The sequence below is a fragment of the Vibrio sp. Y42_MX_L11 genome, from assembly GCF_024181785.1.
Taxonomy (GTDB): Bacteria; Pseudomonadota; Gammaproteobacteria; order Enterobacterales; family Vibrionaceae; genus Vibrio; species Vibrio diabolicus.
The window spans coordinates 239,912-256,562 of the sequence record NZ_JAMZAP010000002.1 but is presented as its reverse complement, the minus strand read 5'-3'; the positions used below and the strand labels follow the sequence as shown (position 1 = coordinate 256,562).

At 44.9% G+C, this 16,651-nt stretch carries 19 protein-coding genes; 14 read left to right on the top strand and 5 right to left on the bottom strand.

The annotated features are described in order from the left end of the window. Positions 1–9: 9 nt before the first annotated feature. Positions 10–309, top strand: coding sequence for a DUF3301 domain-containing protein (locus NL643_RS03000; protein WP_012841498.1), 300 nt, complete (start codon positions 10–12; stop codon positions 307–309). On the opposite strand, the gene NL643_RS02995 is transcribed toward NL643_RS03000, so the two are convergent. Next, positions 269–754: a GNAT family N-acetyltransferase gene (locus tag NL643_RS02995; protein ID WP_080936742.1), complete on the bottom strand. Its 486-nt coding sequence runs from the start codon at positions 752–754 to the stop codon at positions 269–271. The genes NL643_RS03000 and NL643_RS02995 overlap by 41 nt on opposite strands. Before the next feature lie 934 nt (positions 755–1,688). On the opposite strand from NL643_RS02995, the gene NL643_RS02990 reads away from it, so the two are divergent. The 8 genes from NL643_RS02990 (at position 1,689) to NL643_RS02955 (ending at position 8,850) form a co-directional block, all read left to right on the top strand. Beyond that, positions 1,689–1,982, top strand: coding sequence for a hypothetical protein (locus NL643_RS02990; protein ID WP_012841496.1), 294 nt, complete (start codon positions 1,689–1,691; stop codon positions 1,980–1,982). Continuing rightward, entirely contained in the window at positions 1,979–2,428 is a 450-nt protein-coding gene (locus tag NL643_RS02985) for a YaiI/YqxD family protein (protein WP_012841495.1), read from the top strand. Before NL643_RS02990 ends, NL643_RS02985 begins: the two co-directional genes overlap by 4 nt. Before the next feature lie 191 nt (positions 2,429–2,619). Beyond that, entirely contained in the window at positions 2,620–3,609 is a 990-nt protein-coding gene (locus NL643_RS02980; protein WP_006742535.1) for a ketoacyl-ACP synthase III, read from the top strand. Beyond that, complete coding sequence (locus tag NL643_RS02975; RefSeq protein ID WP_253643882.1) at positions 3,606–4,592, top strand: NAD(P)-dependent oxidoreductase; 987 nt, start codon at positions 3,606–3,608, stop codon at positions 4,590–4,592. Before NL643_RS02980 ends, NL643_RS02975 begins: the two co-directional genes overlap by 4 nt. After that, complete coding sequence (locus tag NL643_RS02970; protein WP_253643881.1) at positions 4,561–5,424, top strand: MBL fold metallo-hydrolase; 864 nt, start codon at positions 4,561–4,563, stop codon at positions 5,422–5,424. The genes NL643_RS02975 and NL643_RS02970 overlap by 32 nt, the downstream gene beginning before the upstream one ends. After that, positions 5,412–6,680 carry a F390 synthetase-related protein gene (locus tag NL643_RS02965; protein ID WP_253643880.1) on the top strand — a complete coding sequence of 423 codons (1,269 nt, stop codon included), beginning with the start codon at positions 5,412–5,414 and terminating at the stop codon, positions 6,678–6,680. The genes NL643_RS02970 and NL643_RS02965 overlap by 13 nt, the downstream gene beginning before the upstream one ends. Next, entirely contained in the window at positions 6,668–7,780 is a 1,113-nt protein-coding gene (locus tag NL643_RS02960; protein WP_253643879.1) for an ATP-grasp domain-containing protein, read from the top strand. The genes NL643_RS02965 and NL643_RS02960 overlap by 13 nt, the downstream gene beginning before the upstream one ends. Further along, positions 7,777–8,850, top strand: coding sequence for a hypothetical protein (locus NL643_RS02955; RefSeq protein WP_253643878.1), 1,074 nt, complete (start codon positions 7,777–7,779; stop codon positions 8,848–8,850). The genes NL643_RS02960 and NL643_RS02955 overlap by 4 nt, the downstream gene beginning before the upstream one ends. Before the next feature lie 105 nt (positions 8,851–8,955). Here NL643_RS02955 and NL643_RS02950 read toward each other — a convergent pair whose 3' ends face one another. The 3 genes from NL643_RS02950 to NL643_RS02940 all read right to left on the bottom strand — a co-directional run bounded on the left by NL643_RS02950 (position 8,956) and on the right by NL643_RS02940 (position 11,162). Beyond that, the gene (locus NL643_RS02950; RefSeq protein ID WP_006742541.1) at positions 8,956–10,542 is read right to left on the bottom strand and encodes an AbgT family transporter; all 1,587 of its coding nucleotides are present in this window, start codon (positions 10,540–10,542) and stop codon (positions 8,956–8,958) included. Positions 10,543–10,772: 230 nt separating this feature from the next. Beyond that, positions 10,773–10,898 (bottom strand): type B 50S ribosomal protein L36, encoded by a 126-nt coding sequence (gene ykgO / locus NL643_RS02945; protein ID WP_009844388.1) that lies wholly within the window; start codon positions 10,896–10,898, stop codon positions 10,773–10,775. A gap of 3 nt (positions 10,899–10,901) precedes the next feature. Then, positions 10,902–11,162, bottom strand: coding sequence for a type B 50S ribosomal protein L31 (locus NL643_RS02940; RefSeq protein WP_074191704.1), 261 nt, complete (start codon positions 11,160–11,162; stop codon positions 10,902–10,904). Positions 11,163–11,285: 123 nt separating this feature from the next. Between NL643_RS02940 and tsaA the strand changes: the two genes are divergently transcribed. The 5 genes from tsaA to NL643_RS02915 all read left to right on the top strand — a co-directional run bounded on the left by tsaA (position 11,286) and on the right by NL643_RS02915 (position 15,162). Continuing rightward, positions 11,286–11,981: a tRNA (N6-threonylcarbamoyladenosine(37)-N6)-methyltransferase TrmO gene (tsaA, locus tag NL643_RS02935; protein WP_053809825.1), complete on the top strand. Its 696-nt coding sequence runs from the start codon at positions 11,286–11,288 to the stop codon at positions 11,979–11,981. Between the two features lie 111 nt (positions 11,982–12,092). Then, entirely contained in the window at positions 12,093–13,808 is a 1,716-nt protein-coding gene (locus tag NL643_RS02930; protein ID WP_046874977.1) for a proline--tRNA ligase, read from the top strand. Positions 13,809–13,984: 176 nt separating this feature from the next. Next, positions 13,985–14,653, top strand: coding sequence for a tellurite resistance TerB family protein (locus NL643_RS02925; RefSeq protein WP_046874978.1), 669 nt, complete (start codon positions 13,985–13,987; stop codon positions 14,651–14,653). A gap of 111 nt (positions 14,654–14,764) precedes the next feature. After that, positions 14,765–14,971 carry a YaeP family protein gene (locus NL643_RS02920; RefSeq protein ID WP_005391765.1) on the top strand — a complete coding sequence of 69 codons (207 nt, stop codon included), beginning with the start codon at positions 14,765–14,767 and terminating at the stop codon, positions 14,969–14,971. Further along, positions 14,971–15,162: a DUF4250 domain-containing protein gene (locus NL643_RS02915; RefSeq protein ID WP_109169594.1), complete on the top strand. Its 192-nt coding sequence runs from the start codon at positions 14,971–14,973 to the stop codon at positions 15,160–15,162. Before NL643_RS02920 ends, NL643_RS02915 begins: the two co-directional genes overlap by 1 nt. A 105-nt stretch (positions 15,163–15,267) precedes the next feature. Here the strand turns inward: NL643_RS02915 and NL643_RS02910 are convergent, their stop codons facing one another. Further along, positions 15,268–16,632 (bottom strand): sodium-dependent transporter, encoded by a 1,365-nt coding sequence (locus NL643_RS02910; protein WP_074191708.1) that lies wholly within the window; start codon positions 16,630–16,632, stop codon positions 15,268–15,270. Between the last annotated feature and the right edge of the window lie 19 nt (positions 16,633–16,651).

The window sequence follows — 16,651 nt, the reverse complement described above, 5'->3', positions numbered from 1 at the left end:
GGTTCAGGGATGATTGGTGATCTTTTAGCAATTTTAGGGCTATGCTTTTTCTGTTATCTGTTTTGGCAACAACGTCGTCAAGCCGAACTCGCAAAAGTGGCAATCACGCGTAAATGTGAGCAATTGGATCTCCAATTAATCAGCATCGCCTTTGGTGCCCATAAACTAAAAACGCCAGACGGAGTCTGGCGTTGGCATACGGTGTATCAATTTGAGTTTTCATCGCTTGGTGACGATTGCTACCAAGGGGAGCTAACTATGGTCGGTTTCAGGCCGCAGAACTTTCACCTACCACCGCATCGCTTGTAAATTCCATTTCAAAGTAAGGGCCATATAGATCCTTACTTTCTTTTGTTTCAACAAATCCCAGTTTTTTCAGCACCGCCATAGAAGCTTGATGGTTGCTATTCACGTTAGCTTTAACCTTATGTAGCCCCAGCTCACGGCACGCCTTGGGGAAAAATGCTTTTAGAGCTTCTGTCGCTAACCCTTTACCCCAATAAGATTTATCAAAAATAAACCCTAACTCAGGCTCGGAATCGAGATGGGAAATGAACACGTGCCCCATATAGTCACGACTGGTGCTTTCTAGCACCGCCATACTATAAATATTTTCATCATCCAGTATTTTCTCAAACATCTGTTTGGCAGACGCGACAGTATACGGACCGTTCATTTCAGCACGGTTTTTCGCACAGCAATTCAGCATGACGAACTCTAGTTGCAACGACTCATTGTAGGGTAGAAGAAGCATTCTTCTGGTTACTATGGCCACATCTGTTCCTTGATTACAACAAACTTTATTTATCCGCAGATCGCAAACTCGATGAGCTTGAATATGCTCAATAACTGCGGGGCATAACACCTTGTAGAGAAGCCGAAAGTTAAACCAACTGATTGGAAAGGATATTGATCTGGATTGTTTTTTATTAAGTGTTATTAGGAATTTATAAATTTTGTGATATTGATATACCCAAGTCACCTCAAGGTGCTTAATTCAATGAGAACGACTAGGTATCTTTTTATATAAGAAAGACCCCGACACATAAGTATCGGGGTCATGGTCTTACTCGCAGCAGTCCGGCTACTAAAAGTGCTCCATGCATCATCCATAATAGTGGCTGATTCCGTCAGCTTATTCCTTACGTCGCCGTCCTAGCGGTGTCCTTATCATCCTGATAGCTAACATTCCCCGTTAGCACACATCACTTGTTCCTTGAGCGGTGTCCCTTGCATCTTCCTGACGCTGTCCATAACCTCTATCCTAGAGGGGTCCATTGTCTATCCTTAGTCATCAACATCCTATTGATGATAGTGTCCTTACAATGTCCTACGCTCCATGCTTGATTAATCATCCTGACCAACCAAATCGTCTTCCTGACGATAACCAAATCCTTGGTGCTTTCCTGTTCCATGTCTGCTTCCTGCTGACAACTCTCAATTTACGCCTTTCCTAAAAATTGACAATCTATACTAGATAAATATTTATACGCCACATTGGTTAAATAGTTGTTAAATCATTATTTATCAATAACTTGATGTTTGTAATTTCTATTTTTCCGCTCACGAAATCGTTTTCTCTCACAACCCATGTGAGAGATCTCTCACACCACACATTCCAAATTGCTATTCGCCAAATTAGGGGACTCAACGTATGATGATAGATATATCGTTGTTAAGGATTAAAAATGTTAACTCAAGACGTTACTAAAGAATTAGAAGCGGTAATGGAACAACTGCAACAACAAGGAAAAGAGCCAACCGTAGCGTTAGTGAAAGCACGCTTGAAAACGCCCGTCCCAATGCCTGCATTAATCACCGCAATAAAAAGTTGGAAAAGTGCTCAGCGTGTTCCCAAGGTTGAAGTCGCAGCACAAGCGCATACCGATAATGATCGTCTTGCAGCGCTAGAAAGCACGGTGAAAAAACTAGTCGCTCGCATTGAAGAGCTAGAAGCCAAGCTAAGTGAGAAGTCATCATGAAGTTATGGGTAGATGCAGACGCGTGTCCGAAAGTCATCCGCGAAACCATTGTGCGTGCCGCCGAACGCACGGGGATTGAATGTACGTTTGTCGCCAACCACGTTGTCCCGGTGCCCAAAAGAGACAACATCCACTCGCTGCAAGTTCCAGCTGGATTTGACATCGCTGACAACGAAATCGTTAAGCGTGTGGAGGCCAACGATTTGGTGATCACATCAGACATTCCGCTTGCAGATGAGGTCATCTCTAAAGGCGCTCAAGCCCTCAGTTCACGTGGCGAGCTTTATACGAAAGACACCATCAAAGCGCGTCTAAATATCCGCGACTTCATGGAAACCATGCGTTCAAGCGGAATTCAGACTGGTGGTCCCGCTGCGCTTTCCCAAACCGATCGCCGCGAATTTGCGAACCATTTAGATCGTATTTTGGCTAAATTTAGGAAGTAATCCTCACTCTATTCATATTGAGCCAGCAAAAAGCCTGGCTCATTCCTGAAAATTCATTTTCAGCATTGCACCCAAAGCGTGCTCTTACTCCCATTTGTTTTGTTCTGTTTATTTTTCATCTCGCTCGCCATAGCTTCAATATGCAACGTGGTTTATTTTGAACGACGTTTTTAATAAATGTATAGAGAATAATGGGCTTTAACATCGTTTCTAGTGGAAGCTACCTGCCAACGAATCAATGGTCAGATCGAGAGATGGATCGCTTCCTAAAATTGGCGCCAGGGACCTGCCGAAATAAATTCGACGTTGAATATCGTCATGTAGCCAATACAAAAGAGACCGCTATTTACATGGCGGTGCAGGCGATAGAGCAGTGTTTAGGAAACATATATACCTTGGGCTCCATTGATCTCCTTATCTACGCCAGCGGTACTCACCACCAGTCTCTGCCCTACGACGCTTCAGCGGTTCTCGCCGCGTTAGACGCTCCAACATGGCTAGAAAGTTTTGATTTGAACAGCACCTGTTTATCATTTCTTTCTGCGCTTGATCTTGCTCAGAGTCTATTCTTCGCAAAACGATACCGTCGGATTCTCATTGTTACCAGTGAGCTCGCCACTGGCATCACACTGAATCGAAATTTTACGCTAAAACCAGAAGTTGCAACCCTATTCGCAGACGGTGCCGCCGCATTTTTGCTCGAAGAACACAACGGTGATGGATTGCTCACCAGTCACTTTGAAACGCATCATACCGGGTATTCATTTTGTCAAATTAAGGGCGGAGGTAGTCATGTCAACCCTCATACCTCAGAGCATCAAGCCTATTTAAAAAGCTGCCAGTTTGAGATGGAGGGCAAAGCACTGTTTAAACATGTGCGTAAAACCTTACCGGCGTTTCTAAAAAAAGGCTTTGACGCCTCTCCGGTAACACTCAGCGATATTGATTATTTTCTTCCGCATCAAGCCAGTGCGCACGGATTAAAAAAACTGCCATCACTCACCGGGTTACCAACCGAGAAAACAGTTAATCACTTTTCGACTTTGGGAAACCAAGTCGCCGCCTCACTCCCGATTAACTTACACTGGCTGCGTAATCAGCCAGAAACAGCAGGAAAACATGTGTTATTAGCTGGCACCGCCGCAGGGTTGTCACTAGGGATGGGAGTGCTAAAACTATGAAGATATTAGTCACGGGTGGCAGTGGGATGCTGGGTAGCGCAATTCTAAGAATGTTTCACCAGCAACATGAACTGCATTTTACAGCGCGAAATACAGTCATCGCCAAACAACTCGCTGAGCAATTCGATGTTATCCCACATTTAGTCGATTTGAGAGACCACTCTGCTGTTCATGCGATATGCCAAGACATGGATGCAATCATCCATTGTGCCGCTCTCTCAAGCCCATGGGGCAAGTGGGAAGCGTTTTATCAAGCCAATGTAGATGCCACCAAAAACCTCGTCAATGCGGCTAATACGCATCAAATATCGCGTTTTATTCATATTTCCTCCACCAGCGTCTATTTTGACCACCAAGACCGTTGGAATATTAGAGAAACCGACGCCATTGCTTCACACTGGTGTAATGATTACGCACACACCAAATACCTATCTGAACTTGAAGCCGTAAAAGGCCAAAGCAAAGCGATCATTTTAAGACCGCGTGGCATTTTTGGCCCCAACGATCGCGCGCTCATCCCAAGAGTGCTTAAGGCGATCAAAAACAACACTCTGCTTCTGCCATCGGGTAGAAACCCAGTGGTTGATCTGACCTATGTCGACAACGTTGCCCATGCGGCGATGCTCGCTTGCACTCAGGCAGACCAACTTCAGCATGGTGATGTCTTCAATATTTCCAACAACGAACCAATGCCAATTGAGACTGTTCTACAAGCTTTATGTGTGGGGTTGAACCTAAAAGTAACGTTACAATCATTACCATACGGTGTGGTATCACCATTATTAAAGCTCAGTGAGCAAATACGAAGGCGCTTACCACATCAGCCAGAGCCAAGGCTCACTTCATACAGCGCAGGATTGTTTAACTATCATCAAACTCTGGATATCAGCAAGGCGATAAAAAACCTGAATTACCAACCGCTTTTTTCAATTCAAGAAGGAATACAGCAGTATGCAAACTGGTCTAAAAATAAAAATCTTTGAGGCTGGACACTGCGTACACCCAGGCTTTGTTGTCAAACCAGGCTCTGGTATAAAGCCTAGAGCATTTCCTGCAGCCGTTGCGTTAATTCAGCACCCGACACAAGGCAACATCCTGTTTGACACGGGATATCACGAGCATTTTTTTAGCGCTACTCGTCCCTTCCCTGAACGCTTTTATGCTTGGACAACACCTTGCCGCTATAAAAAAGAACACGGAATTGTTGCGCTGTTAGCGAAAGAAAGTCTCAAACCTCATGATATTGAACACTTAGTCCTCTCCCACTTCCATGCTGATCACATTGCTGCCGTGTCTGAGTTTTCCCACTCTCAATTACATTGCCAACAAAAAGGGGTAGATGCGATTACTAAAAGTGGTCGAATTGGAGGCGTAAGAAAAGGCTACCTAAAAGCTCTGCTCCCTCCACAACTAGAATCTAACTTCATCATTCATGGTGATTTTTCTGTGCCAATCAGCCAAATTCTTCCTCAGTGCCAAGGGGTTAACTTGCTCTGTAAAGACATGTTCGACGATGAACTTATTTATATGGTTAGCTTGCCAGGCCATGCCGCTGGTCAAGTGGGCCTATTAGTTAAAAGAGAACGAGGTTGGATGTTCTTACTCGCCGATGCATGTTGGTTAATTGAGAGCTTGAGTGAAAATATCGATCAGCATTGGCTGGCGAACATGCTTTGCGATGACACAAAGGCCTATAAAAACACCCTCTCTGAGTTGAGAAGTTGCTACCAACAAACCCGCCACGTTGTTCGCTTCGTACCTTCACATTGTCAGGAAACTATCCAACAGCTAATCAAAGAAGGATGGATGAAGTGAGAACGCTTATCTCAGAATTCTGGCGAACCCGCTACCGCCCTTTCGGCTCAAGGGAACAAGTCGAAACGTGGCAGCAACAACACTTAACGCAACACTTGGATTGGGTATGCCGTCATTCACCGTATTACCGCTCTTTTCAGGGTGCACCACTCAGTGATTTCCCTATCATGAATAAGCAAATCATGATGGAGAACCTTTCAGAGTTAAATACGAAGGGCTTAGATGCTGAACAGTTAATGCAGCAGGCACTCAAAGCAGAGCAGTCACGCAACTTTGCCGCTTCGAAAGTTGGCGATGTTACGGTTGGGCTTTCTTCGGGCACATCAGGCATGCGCGGGCTGTTTCTTGCTGACAAGCAGGAAACACAACTGTGGGCCGGCAATATATTGGCTCGCCTTTTGCCCAACCTATGGCAAAAGCACCGAATTGCACTAGCCTTGCGAGCCAACAGCCCACTGTATAAATCCGTCGCGAAAGGGCCTGTCACATTCTTTTATGCCGATTTAACCAAACCTTACCAAGAATGGATAAAAGAGTTGGATGAGTTCCAACCCACGCTTTTGGTTGGTAGTGCGCAAGCTCTTCAGCTCTGCGCCCAATTCAGCGGTCAATTTGGTCAACCCGCAATTCAACCACAACGGATCATTTCTGGGGCAGAGGTTCTAACCGAGAGTGACCGTCACTATATTTCTCAACGGTTCGACAGCGAACTCCATGAAGTCTATCAATGTACTGAAGGTTTTCTTGCATGTACTGATCAGCATGGACAAATGCGCTGGAATCAAGATGTTGTTTATATCGAAAAACACTGGCTGAATACCGAACGTACTCACTACAGCCCAATCATCACCGATTTTCGTCGTAAAACTCAGCCAATTATTCGTTATCAGCTCGACGATATTATTGAGAATAAACAGGATAATGGCGTATTTGAACCTATTGGGGCGATTGCCGGACGATGTGGTGATCGCCTCACGCTAAACGCAAACCACACCCCAGTGACGGTGTTACCAGATCTCATCTACCGCGCTATAACACTATCTGCCAAAGGTCGCGTGGATTACCGAATCACCCAAACAGGGTCACAAACCATTCAAATTGAAGCGGATGTTCACCACCATCGGGTTATACATCAAGCCTTGATAAAGTTGTTTGACCAATTACAGCTTGATCCTGTCAGATTTAGTTACCGCCCTGCGCCTATTTGGACGCCAATGAATAAACAACGACGTGTGGTGAACATATGCGGGTCTTAATCACCGGAGCCCGAGCACCAGTTGCACTAGAGTGGGCAACCATGTGTATGCATCATGGACATGAAGTAATTCTCACCGATTCGCTAAAAAAGCCTCTGGGATCATTTTTGCGGGGCATCGAGTCTTATATACCCACCGCTTCACCTCGATTTGCATTTCCCACCTACCAACAGCAGATCCTAAAAATCATTACTCAGATGCACATTGATATGGTGATACCCACTTGTGAAGAAGTGTATTACTTGGCTCATGTTGACAAACAATGCCCAGATGTGAATTTCTTTCTGCCCGATATGGCGCTGCTCAATGCCCTACACAACAAGTTGACCGTCTTTGAACAGCTTCAAGGCTTGCCAGAAATTACACTTCCAAAAACTCGTTTGGTCGCAGATAAAAGTGAGATTGAAATTAATAAGAGAACCGTTCTAAAGCCAGTTTACTCTCGGTTTGGTGGGCAAGTCATAAGAGATGTGACAACTCAGTCTATTTCTGCCGCCACGATATCACCCCTTTTCCCTTGGGTTCAGCAACAAAAAATCCATGGGACTCCGGTGTGTAACTATGCGATTTTTGAACATGGTGACCTTAAAGCACACCAAGCTTATGTGCCGAAATACTGTGTAAACGGATCGGCCGCCAGTGCTTTTCAGCCGCTCTCATGCGAACGACTAGATACATTTATCGCAGCTTTTGGTAAACGTCATACTTATCATGGGCAAGTGTCGTTTGACTTCATCCAATCACAAAATGATCTCTACGTGATTGAGTGTAACCCAAGAGCCACCAGTGGTTTGCACCTACTCTCGTCTCGATGCAATCAACTGCTTCCTAATATGGAGTTTACCAGTCCTTCCAAGCAGCGATTGCATCATTTAGGGCCAATAACACTCATTGCTGAAGGTGGATTATCCCTGTTTAAGGCTCGAACTTGGCAAGATTGGTGGTCTGGAGTGAATGTAATGCAACAGCATAACTTGCCGGTCGGGAGCCAAATCCGGAGTGTGTTTGAATTACTCCGGTTAGCTAGGCAAAACAAGGCAAAATGGAGCGCCGCTTCTACCGTTGATATTGAGTGGAATGGAGAGGCGTTGAGATCATGACGCTTTCCTCTCAAGAATGGCATCAAACCTTTATCACTCTTATGGAATCGAATCCTATTGATGAATGCACAGCAAGCTTTGGTTGCTACTATATCGATGATGTTGCCATTCCCTACTCCGTAACACCAAAAATACCAAACAACTGTTATGCCGTGTCCCCTATGACACTGCTTAGTGGCTACGCCGAAGAAGAGCTTTACAAAGTCAAAAATGTGGCTGTTCGATGGGTATGTAAGCGACTTATTAATATGACTAAACCAATCTTATCATTGGCTGGATTGGATCAAGTCCAAACGCTCAACAATCAGTGCTTGTCCACCAATATGTATAGTGAACAATGGGAATCCTTAAACCTCGATGAGCTGCGTCGCGTCGCACTCGATCAATACCCCACCTTTCCCTTGGTGCTTCGCTCCCTCAACCAACTTCAGCACTCACACTTAATTCAGCGATTAGAACAACAACAATGGCAAAGCTTAGTAACGCGACAAGTGTATTTACTTGAGGATTGGCAAGCATTCAGCTTCAACCGAGATTTAACGAAAGACTTCAAGCTGTTTAATGATAAAGATTGGCAGTTTAAGCCACTGGCTACTGATGAAGAGTTTCAGCGTGCCAAAGCGTTATATGACATGCTTTACCTTGATAAATACAGCCGGAATAACATCCAGTTTTCAATCCAATATTTAAAACAGGCTAGCCAGAATAACTTAGTGCATTTAGTGGGACTATTTTATCAAGGAGAGATACTGGCTACGTTAGGCATAGTAGAAATTGATAACGACATGACTTGCCCAATTTTTGGCTACGATACCAATAAGCCGCAGAGTTTTGCGCTGTATAGAAGAATATCTGCTTATACCATCCGCCACGCAATGATATGCCAGCGTCGCTTTAATATGAGCTCAGGGGCTCCAGCTTTTAAACGCAACCGAAAAGCCCAGCCAGAAATTGAATTTAGCTATGTTTATATTGCGCACTTACCTTGGTACAAACGCGTAATTTGGCAAAGCTTGTGCTGGCTCACTCAGCACTTTTATCGCCCTTTGTTGATGCGTTTTCAGCTATAAATCGACATCTATAATCAGGCAAGCCTGCGTGCACAGTCTCAATCGATAAAAAAGCCTGCGACGTTCGCAGGCTTTTGTAATGGAGCTGTGTGAGGTAACCGTTTTTTACGGTGTGTAGTATGTTGCTGCGCCAGGGCCTACTGGTAAACCAAATACGAATACCCATAGGTAGAACAGCACACTCCAACCTACAATGAAGCAGATTGAGTAAGGTAGCATGGTCGCGATCAGCGTACCGATACCTAAGTTCTTCATGTAACGAGTTGCTACGGCAAGAATCAAACCAAAGTAGCTCATCATTGGAGTAATAATGTTTGTCGTCGAGTCACCAATTCGGTAAGCAGCCTGAATCGTTTCCGGTGCATAACCAACAAGCATCAACATAGGAACAAAAATCGGTGCCGTCACTGCCCACTGTGCCGATGCCGAACCAATCATTAGGTTGATAAAGCCACACATGAGGATGAAGGCAAAGAACAACATTGGGCCAGTTAAGCCAATTTCTTGCAAGAAGCTAGCGCCAGCAACTGCGAATACCTGACCGAAGTTAGTCCATTTAAAGAAAGCAACGAACTGAGCAGCAAAGAAAACTAATACAATGTACATGCCCATAGAAGACATCGATTTCGCCATTGCATCAATTACATCGCGATCCGTCTTCATCGTGCCAACAACTTTACCAAACACAAAGCCTGGGATAGCAAAGAACACAAAGATGAATGCCACGATACTTTTCAGGAATGGAGAACCTGCAATTGTACCTGCATCAGAACGTAAGATGCCGTCAGCTGGAACAACCGTCCAAGCAAGCAACGCGGAAACAACCAGTACAGCAACACCTGCTAGTTTTAGACCTTTCTTCTCAATGTCTGTTAAGCCGCCCATTTTGTCGTTCGACAAATCTTCTGAGGCTTCTTCTTCACTGTATTTGCCAAGCTTTGGCTCAACAATTTTTTCAGTAACAAACGCACCAGTGATTGCAATGAAGAACGTCGAAACAAACATGAAGTACCAGTTAACTTCTGGACCAACAGTGTAAGTTGGGTCAATCATTTGCGCTGCTGTTTCAGTAATACCTGACAGTAGCGGGTCAACCGTACCGATAAGTAGGTTTGCTGAATAACCACCAGATACACCAGCGAATGCCGCAGCAAGGCCTGCAAGTGGGTGACGACCTAGAGAATGGAACAGCATTGCTGCCAGTGGAATAAGTACCACATACCCCAGCTCTGATGCCGTATTTGAAATGATACCAGCGAAAACAACAGTCACTGTTACCATGCGTTGAGATGCGCCCATGACCAAGCCACGCATAGCTGCAGATAGCAAACCAGAGTACTCAGCAATAGCAACACCCAACATCGCAACCAAAACCGTGCCTAAAGGCGCAAAGCCAACAAAGTTTTTCACTAAATTGGTAACGATAAGTTCGAGTCCATCAGCGTTAAGTAAGCTGACGACATGAATCATGCCATCTGCGGCACGACCTTTTGCGCCCTCAGGACGAGGGTCTACAACGGAAACTTCGAAGTATCCTGCAATGCCCGACATCACCAGAATGGCTAAACAGAAAATGGCAAATAGTGTGATCGGGTGAGGTAATAAGTTCCCCAAATATTCGACAGTATCCAAAAAGCGCGTAAACAGCGGCTTCTTAGGCGAGTTTTGTTTAATTGAATCAGATGAACTCATCTGTTCCCTCCTTGTTTTTATTCCTGTGCAAATGTGACAAAAATGTCAAAAAAGCGAGCGAAGGGTACTTGAGTAGAAGGTTAAAGAAAAGCCCTAAATGTTACAAACTGTGACCATTAGAGAGTTTTATAGCCAATAATGAACAAAAATGTAGATATTTCATCCATGTAAAACAGTTAAGTCAAAATTATCAATTAAACAAAACCATAAGCCAGAAATATGCAGAACGATTACTTCTGCACTGCTTTAAACCTCGGATTCGCCTTACAAATGACATATAGACGCCCTCTTCGTTTTACGATCTGGCAATCCGGATGACGACTTTTTGCACTTTTTAATGATTTGACTACCTTCATGATTTATTCCTTTTCACTCTTAAATTGACCAAAACGACGGTTGAAGTTCGCAATACGACCTTCTGTTTGAACCACTCGCTGTTTACCGGTGTAGTACGGATGGGAGGCTGACGACACATCTAACGTAAAGTAAGGGTAGGTTTTGCCATCTTTCCATTCGATGGTTCTCTCTGTTTTCAACGTAGAACCAACAACGAAGTATTCATCTACGCTGGTGTCGTGGAACACCACTGGACGATATTCAGGGTGGATTCCTAGTTTCATAATACTTTTCCTCTTAATTAAAATGTTATGTTATAACATTTTAATTAATAATCATTATCAACAAGAAAAGCAAGAGAAATTTGTGATACTTTTCATCTCAATGAATTCTTAAAGATGTCCACCATGTATTCCATTGAACCCATCGGTGTCATTGAGACACCGTACAAAGAAAAGTTTGCAGTACCGCGCCAGCCTCGCTTAGTTCCAACTGCGAAAGCACGCGTAAAACTGTTAGGTGCAGCGAATAGCCCCGAAGCAGTACGCGGGCTAGAACAGTTCTCTCACGTTTGGCTGTTATTTTTGTTTGATCAGAATTTGGGAGCAGGTTGGAAGCCAACCGTCCGTCCGCCACGACTAGGTGGCAATGAACGAATAGGTGTCTTTGCCTCACGCTCGACTTTCCGCCCAAACGGAATCGGAATGTCAGCCGTTGAAGTAAAAGGAGTCACTAAGCAAGGCGATCAAATCTATCTTGATTTAGGCAGTGTAGATCTCGTAGATGGCACACCGATTGTGGACATTAAGCCCTATATACCCTATTCAGATTCGATTCCAGAAGCACAAGGCGGATACGCAGACCAAGAACCAGAAAAGTCACAAGTCAACTTTTCTGCTCAAGCATTAGCAACGATAGAAAATCGATCCGATACTGACTATGTAAGATCAGTCATTGAACAAGTTCTGGCTCAAGATCCTCGTCCTGCATACAAGAAAAACAAGCCGGACGACAAAGAATATGCGGTAAATTTGTTCGACTTGAACGTAAAGTTCACAGCAACAAGCAACTTAATAACGGTTACCGCTATTGAAAGCTTTTGACAAACGCAATTGGCTGATATTATAGACGGCTAACAAATTTCCCTTTAGGGAACTCCCATACTCCTGCTTATTCAAGCTTGAGTATCTAACTTAAATAAACGGATAAATTTAATGCGTACCAGTAATTATCTTCTTTCTACTCTGAAGGAGACTCCAAACGACGCAGAAGTAGTGAGCCACCAGCTCATGCTACGTGCAGGTATGATCCGTAAGCTGGCTTCAGGTCTATACACCTGGCTACCTACTGGTCTACGTGTACTGCGTAAAGTCGAAAACATCGTTCGTCAAGAAATCGACAATGCAGGTGCAGTCGAAACTTTGATGCCCGTTGTTCAGCCGTTTGAACTATGGGAAGAGACAGGCCGCAGCGAAAAGATGGGTCCTGAGCTACTTCGCTTTACTGACCGTCATGTTCGTCCGTTTGTACTTAGCCCAACCGCTGAAGAAGTGATCACTAGCCTTGTTCGCAATGAAGTGAGCTCTTACAAACAGCTTCCGCTAAACCTGTACCAAATCCAAACCAAATTCCGTGACGAACGTCGTCCACGCTTCGGTGTAATGCGTTCACGTGAATTCTCAATGATGGATGCGTACAGCTTTGACATTGATAAAGACGGCCTACAAAAGTCATACGACGCAATGCACGATGCTTACTGCAAAGCATTCGATCGCATGGGCCTGGATTACCGTCCTGTACTAGCAGATAGCGGTGCTATCGGTGGTAGCGGCTCTCAAGAGTTCCACGTACTGGCTGAAAGTGGCGAAGACATCATCGCATTCTCTACCGAGTCAGATTACGCGGCAAACATCGAAAAGGCAGAAGCACTAGCTCCAGCCTCTGAAGCAGCGGCACCAACGCAAGAAATGACGTTGGTAGATACGCCAAACGCAAAAACAATCGCTGAATTGGTTGAGCAGTTCGAGCTGCCAATTGAAAAAACAGTGAAAACTTTGTTTGTGAAAGCGTCTGACGAGGTTGATGCACCAATCATCGCGCTTATCATTCGTGGCGATCATGAACTGAACGAAGTGAAAGCAGAGAACCTTCCTCAAGTTGCAGCTCCACTGGAAATGGCATCTGAAGAAGAAATTCGTGAGCTTATCGGTGCTGGTCCTGGTTCTCTAGGCCCTGTTGGCCTTAAACTGCCGTTCATCGTTGACCGCAGCGTAGCGGTAATGAGTGATTTCGGTGCGGGTGCGAACATCGATGGCAAACACTACTTCGGCATTAACTGGGGTCGTGACGCAGAGCTTGGTCAAGTTGAAGACCTACGCAACGTGGTTGAAGGCGATCCAAGCCCATGTGGTAAAGGCACTATCCAGCTTAAGCGTGGTATCGAAGTTGGCCATATCTTCCAACTTGGCAACGCTTACTCCGCAGCGATGAACTGTGGTGTACTTGGTCCTGATGGTAAGAACGTCATCCTAGAAATGGGCTGTTACGGTATCGGTATCACTCGCGTCGTAGCGGCTGCTATTGAGCAAAACCATGACAAATACGGCATCATCTGGCCAGATGCAATCGCACCATTCCAGGTTGCGATCGTTCCAATGAACATGCACAAGTCAGAAGAAGTAAAAGAAGCCGCTGAGAAGTTGTACGCTGAGCTAACGGCAATGGGCATCGAAGTCCTATTTGACGACCGTAAAGAACGCCCAGGCGTAATGTTCTCTGACATGGAGCTTATTGGTGTACCGCATACCATTATTATCGGTGACCGCTCGATGAAAGAAGGCAACTTCGAATACAAGAACCGTGCTACTGGTGAGAAAACGCCAGTCGCAATGACTGATATTATCGAGCACGTAAAAGCTCAACTAAAGTAAGCGCTCGACGAGTTCGCATTTGAAGTAATTTCAAATAATTAGAAAGGGTTGGCTTCGGTCAGCCCTTTTTTATTACTGGGCAACCTTACTACTCCCCTTTAGATCTATTCACTTTGTTAATCTTTGGTTCAGCTTCTTGCTATTAAACTGATTTCATCATCTAAAGGAGGTCAGTTATGGATTTAAAAAGTCTTCTAAACCAAGCACTCAAATCAGACTTACTCAAGCAAGGGGCTGATGCGTTAGGTAAACAAACTAACAACATCAAATCCTCATCAAACTCAAGTAGCCTGAAAACGCTAGGAGCAGGTGCCGTTGGCGGAGGCCTTATCGGTATGCTGATGGGCTCGAAGAAAAGTAAAAAAATGACCAAGAAAATAGGCTCGGGCGCATTAAAAGTCGGTGGTGCTGCTGCGCTTGGAGCATTAGCCTACAAAGTTTATAACGACTGGCAAGCCAAACAGTCCGGTCAAGGTGTTCATGAGACCTTTGACCCCGATGACAGCAAACACAGTGTACTAATTTTAAAAGCAATGATTGGAGCCGCAAAAGCCGATGGCCATGTCGATGAAGAGGAAATGGCCCGCATCGAGCAAGCCCTCGCGGATATGGGCGCAGATGAGCACGTACGTCAACTCGTTCAGCAAGAACTAAACAAACCGCTTGATCCTGCTGAAATTGCTAATCAGGCGACCTCTCCCCAACAAGCGTCAGAAATTTATCTCGCGTCTTTGATTGTTGCTGATGAGCAAAACTTCATGGAAAAAGCGTATTTGCAAGAACTGGCAAAACAACTTCAGCTTTCACCAGAAGTCACTCAGCAGTTAGAAGTACAAATGCAGTGATTAAATCTCGCTCAAGCAACTCCTCAACTTGAGCCAAAACAACTCTGCACTTTGAGTTTCAAATCTGCTGTGTGTATATTGAGATAAGTTATCATTTAGTGGAAAGAAAACATGCAAGTATACGGCTGTTGTGAACTGGTTCGTGAGCTTTATGCTCAAATTGGTAGTGGCGATCAAGCTTACATTCCTCAGGCAATTTCATGCGCTGTTAAAGCGCTGAACGATGTTGCGGCGGATGAGTCTCTGCCTAAAGAAGTGCGTGAAAAAGCGGCATTTGCTGCGGCAAACCTACTGATTTCAGATTTTGAGGATAAGTAATGAATCTAGCGAACTTTGAATCCATGGATCCTGTCATGCTCATGAGCATTGTAAATATGAAGCTACGCGACGACTTCGGTGGTGACTTAGATAAACTGGCGGCTTTCTTCGATATCGATCGCGCGGCACTAGAAGCAAAACTGGCTTCTGCTGGTTTTGACTTTCTTCCAGAAGCAGGACAATTCCGTTAACCCGCAGCAATCACCGCGGGTAACTGAAACGGGGAATAACCAACATGAAAAAGGGCTTGATGATCACTCATCAAGCCCTTCTCTTTTGTCCAATAGACCTTTCGATTAGCCGAATGAAGCCCAGATGACCGTAGCCACAAGAATTGGACATACAAACTTCACATACGCAGGCCATAACTTACCAAACCAACCTTGCGTAAACTCCGGGCAACCTTGCTCAAGCTCTTTGATTTTTGAGTTGCGATTCCATACCCAACCACCAAATAAGCAGAATAAGAGCGCAGCGGTTGGTTGTAGATACTGAGTAGCAACCGTCGCGACCATACCAAATAGAGCACCAAAGTTATAAACAATCACCACACTGAACAAGGCAATGATACCACCTAAAACCCAGCTCGTTGCGCTACGCTTGGTGTTGAAACGCTCGCTCACTAACGCCACTGGACACTCTAACATTGAAATGGAAGACGTTAGCGCCGCAATCGTCAGCAATAAAAAGAACACAATAGAGAACAATTGACCAAGCAAACCTAAGCTATCAAACATCAATGGCAATACGGTAAATACCAACGTATCAGAACTTAATAGAGAGCCATCTTCAGCATAGATTTGAACGCCTTTTTGCATCGCAACAAACATCGCTGGCATCACCACTAACCCTGCAATGAAAGCAACAGCAGTATCTACCATGGTCACGTTCATCGCCATCTTTGGTAGGTTCTCTTTCTTACTCAAGTAAGAGCCATAAATCAGCATTGAACAGCCACCGATCGTAAGCGAGAAGAATCCCTGCCCCATTGCAGCAAGAATCAACTTGCGGTCCCATACCTTTTCGAAATCCGGTACCAAGTAATGCTTTAGCCCTTCCATCGCACCGTTTTGCGTCATGATGTAAGCAAACAGTAGGGCAAACAGAACAAACAATGCTGGCATCAAGCGTGTTGACCACTTCTCAATACCTTGTTTTACGCCACCTTGTACGATAAGAATTGTTAGCACATAAAAAGTAATAGTTCCGAACAAGTTACGTTCAACGCTAAAGCCCTTTAGCCATTGAGTTGCAGCTTCTAACCCCATTAGATCTGTGATTGCACCCAGTAAAAAGCAGATCAACCAACCACCGACAATAGAGTAAAACGCTAAAACAGCGCTTGGTACGCTTAAACCAATCCAGCCCACAATACCGCCGAGCTTTTTACCTGCCGGATGATTGGTAAGCGAACGCATACTATCCACCGGGTTGGCTTGACCATGACGACCAATCGCCATTTCAACCACCAGCATAGGAAATGCGACGATAAGAATCATCACCAAATAAACCAACAGGAAAGCACCGCCGCCATTACTGGCAGCTTGGGTTGGAAAGCCCCAAATATTGCCAAGGCCAACTGCGGCACCTGCGGCTGCTAAGATGAATCCGAGACGAGAGCCAAAATGCTCACGAGGCTGAGAAGAGGTTTGCTGTGTCATACTACTCACACAAAATATC

Coding starts and splice junctions, on each gene's coding strand:
- NL643_RS02930 (WP_046874977.1), top strand. CDS start 12,093: ATGCGTACCAGTAATTATCTTCTTTCTACTCTGAAGGAGACTCCAAAC.
- NL643_RS02920 (WP_005391765.1), top strand. CDS start 14,765: ATGCAAGTATACGGCTGTTGTGAACTGGTTCGTGAGCTTTATGCTCAA.
- NL643_RS02975 (WP_253643882.1), top strand. CDS start 3,606: ATGAAGATATTAGTCACGGGTGGCAGTGGGATGCTGGGTAGCGCAATT.
- NL643_RS03000 (WP_012841498.1), top strand. CDS start 10: ATGATTGGTGATCTTTTAGCAATTTTAGGGCTATGCTTTTTCTGTTAT.
- NL643_RS02990 (WP_012841496.1), top strand. CDS start 1,689: ATGTTAACTCAAGACGTTACTAAAGAATTAGAAGCGGTAATGGAACAA.
- NL643_RS02965 (WP_253643880.1), top strand. CDS start 5,412: ATGGATGAAGTGAGAACGCTTATCTCAGAATTCTGGCGAACCCGCTAC.
- NL643_RS02980 (WP_006742535.1), top strand. CDS start 2,620: ATGGGCTTTAACATCGTTTCTAGTGGAAGCTACCTGCCAACGAATCAA.
- NL643_RS02970 (WP_253643881.1), top strand. CDS start 4,561: ATGCAAACTGGTCTAAAAATAAAAATCTTTGAGGCTGGACACTGCGTA.
- NL643_RS02960 (WP_253643879.1), top strand. CDS start 6,668: ATGCGGGTCTTAATCACCGGAGCCCGAGCACCAGTTGCACTAGAGTGG.
- tsaA (WP_053809825.1), top strand. CDS start 11,286: ATGTATTCCATTGAACCCATCGGTGTCATTGAGACACCGTACAAAGAA.
- ykgO (WP_009844388.1), bottom strand. CDS start 10,898: ATGAAGGTAGTCAAATCATTAAAAAGTGCAAAAAGTCGTCATCCGGAT.
- NL643_RS02995 (WP_080936742.1), bottom strand. CDS start 754: ATGCTTCTTCTACCCTACAATGAGTCGTTGCAACTAGAGTTCGTCATG.
- NL643_RS02985 (WP_012841495.1), top strand. CDS start 1,979: ATGAAGTTATGGGTAGATGCAGACGCGTGTCCGAAAGTCATCCGCGAA.
- NL643_RS02950 (WP_006742541.1), bottom strand. CDS start 10,542: ATGAGTTCATCTGATTCAATTAAACAAAACTCGCCTAAGAAGCCGCTG.
- NL643_RS02910 (WP_074191708.1), bottom strand. CDS start 16,632: ATGACACAGCAAACCTCTTCTCAGCCTCGTGAGCATTTTGGCTCTCGT.
- NL643_RS02915 (WP_109169594.1), top strand. CDS start 14,971: ATGAATCTAGCGAACTTTGAATCCATGGATCCTGTCATGCTCATGAGC.
- NL643_RS02925 (WP_046874978.1), top strand. CDS start 13,985: ATGGATTTAAAAAGTCTTCTAAACCAAGCACTCAAATCAGACTTACTC.
- NL643_RS02940 (WP_074191704.1), bottom strand. CDS start 11,162: ATGAAACTAGGAATCCACCCTGAATATCGTCCAGTGGTGTTCCACGAC.
- NL643_RS02955 (WP_253643878.1), top strand. CDS start 7,777: ATGACGCTTTCCTCTCAAGAATGGCATCAAACCTTTATCACTCTTATG.